The following is a 2,180-nucleotide window of genomic DNA, read 5'->3' as shown; positions in this document are numbered from 1 at the left end:
GTCCTTCCACTCCTGAGACTGCTTGTCGAACGTGCGCGGGGTTGACGCGACGGTGAACGATGCCACCGCCGCGCCGGACGGGGTGAATCGCAGTTCCGGGTCGGCGGTCAGGTTGCCGACGATGGTCAGGATGGTTTCGCCGCTCATGCGGTCGCGTCCTTTCGGATTGGTGGGGTCAGTCCGTGTGCGGCGAAGATGGCCGCGATCTGCTCCGGGCTGCAGGTGTTCCGTGCCCTGGGTGCGGGGCGCTCCGGTGTGGTGGCGGGTGTGTGGGGTTCGGGGGTGTCGCGTTGCCCGGCGAGCCAGTCGGCTCGGCAGGCGGCGCATGGTGTCGGGTGGGAGGTGTGCTCGGGGCAGCGTGGGGCGTTCCGGTCTGGTGGGCCGTGCCACACGTTCCCTGGGTTCGCCGTGGCTTGTGGCGCCTGCCAGTGGGGGCCCTGCATCGCGATCACGGCGGGGGTCTTGTTGGTGGGGGTGGCAGCGGCGCGGATGGCTGCCACGGCGAGCTCTGGGGCGGTGCCCATGGTGCGGGCCTTCGCGAGGGCGGCGTAGACGCCCTGCGCGTCCCAGTCGGGGCGGAGCGCGTTGACGAGGGCTGTGAGTGCCTGAGCTTGGTCTTTCGTCATCATCATCGTGACGCCGCCTCGCGCGTTACGTCACGTAACGATGATGATGAAAGGGGGAGAATAATCGGGTCGGGTCGGGTCGGGTCGGTACGGTACGGGTCGGGGTCCCGTGACTCACGCGTTACTCCGTCAGTAGTCACGCCGTTACTAACGGCGTGACTACTGGTGTTATCGTCCACGGCCACGCCCCTGCGCTTCGCACGGAGTCTCGCCTGGCGCTCCCTGTTCGCAGCGCGCTCCAGCTCGAGCTGTTCGTGCGATGGGTTGTAGTGCAAGAAGTCGTGCAGAACCCACCCCCCGGGAGCAACGTGCCAGAGCCCGGCGTCCACGAGTGCCGGAATGTGCCTTCGCAACCTCTTTCCATGCTGCATCTCGGCCAGGTCCTCGGCTGTGATGATCCCGTCTGTCTCGTCCCTCGCGGCCCAACAGAGCGCCGTGTCATGCAGCCGGTACGCACCATCGCTGAGCCTGCGAATCTTCCGGTGCTCCGGGTATCTGTCATCCTTCTTGAGCCAGGTCATTGGGCGTCGCACCTCGCGCCACGGCTCTGGTTGCACCTTCGACAGGCGAGCCGGAGGTTCCACTCGATATAGAGCCCACCCAGCTTGTAGGGCTTGATGTGATCGAGTTCCCACCACCTAGCCGCGGGGTTCCCGCAGATTCCACATAGCCCACGGTCGCGAGCGAAGATGTACTCCTGCATCCGGGCATGAACTCGCTTGGATGGCTTCCATGATCGAATCAGGTTTCCGCCACTTGTGCGGTGGTATTTCCCGGCGTAGCGGAGCTGCATATGAAGCGAGTGCTCGGTGATGATGGTGCTTCCGGGCACCATGGCTGGGGTTGTGTCACGGGCCATCAGCTTGCCGCCCTGACGGTTGGTGGCCACGTCCATGTGGCGCCGTCTGGCCCACTCACGGTGCAGGCGAACTCGATGTGGGGGGCGTGGTCGTGGTTGAGGGTGCGGATCCAGGGGGATCGCATTCGCCACCCTGCCGGTTCGTTCGCCTCGATGACGGTAAAGGATGCGGCCTCGGCCTCGTCCATGAGGTCCGGGAGGGGCGCTTGGTGGTCTTGGATGGGCCACGTCAGGGTGAGGTTCATGGTGGGTTGCTGACCCTGTGCGCGTGGGTGGCCTCGGGTAGTGTTGGTGTCAGCCATCCGTGACTCCGTTCAGTCGCTGGTGGTGAGGCCCGGGGTGACGTTCGCAGCGTCGGTCCGGGCCGCAGTTCTTCCATGCTACTCGGTTAGTGGCCCAGCCACTAGATGACGGGCTCACCCGTTGACTCCGAGGAGTTCGAGGAGGTCGAGGCCGAGGGTGCCGTGGTGGTCAGACGGCGCCCCACAGGCGTCGCAGGCGAGTTGTGCGCGGATCATGCTGTTGCCTCCTTGTCTGCGCCCCATGAGCGCCGTGCGGACCATGCGCGTTTGCTGCGGGCGTGGCGGACCTCGGCACACTCCTCGGAGCATGTGAGGCGGTTGGTGCGGGTCTTGTCGAACGGGGCGCCACACTCGACGCACCTGTTCTCCTGTCGTGCGAGTGCGGCGCGCTGG

At 66.0% G+C, this 2,180-nt stretch carries 2 protein-coding genes; both read right to left on the bottom strand.

The window, feature by feature from the left end; all coding sequences use genetic code 11:
- The coding region (locus tag EOL86_14045) for a single-stranded DNA-binding protein (GenBank protein ID NCD26695.1) at positions 1–147 on the bottom strand (147 nt) is incomplete at its 3' end.
- A 996-nt stretch (positions 148–1,143) separates the two neighbouring features.
- On the bottom strand, positions 1,144–1,521 hold the full coding sequence (locus EOL86_14040; protein NCD26694.1) for an HNH endonuclease: 378 nt from the start codon (positions 1,519–1,521) through the stop codon (positions 1,144–1,146).
- Between the last annotated feature and the right edge of the window lie 659 nt (positions 1,522–2,180).

The organism is Deltaproteobacteria bacterium (assembly GCA_009930495.1).
GTDB lineage: Bacteria > Desulfobacterota > Desulfovibrionia > Desulfovibrionales > Desulfomicrobiaceae > Desulfomicrobium.
This window is presented reverse-complemented; position numbering and strand designations above follow the sequence as displayed.

Coding starts and splice junctions, on each gene's coding strand:
- EOL86_14040 (NCD26694.1), bottom strand. CDS start 1,521: ATGGACGTGGCCACCAACCGTCAGGGCGGCAAGCTGATGGCCCGTGAC.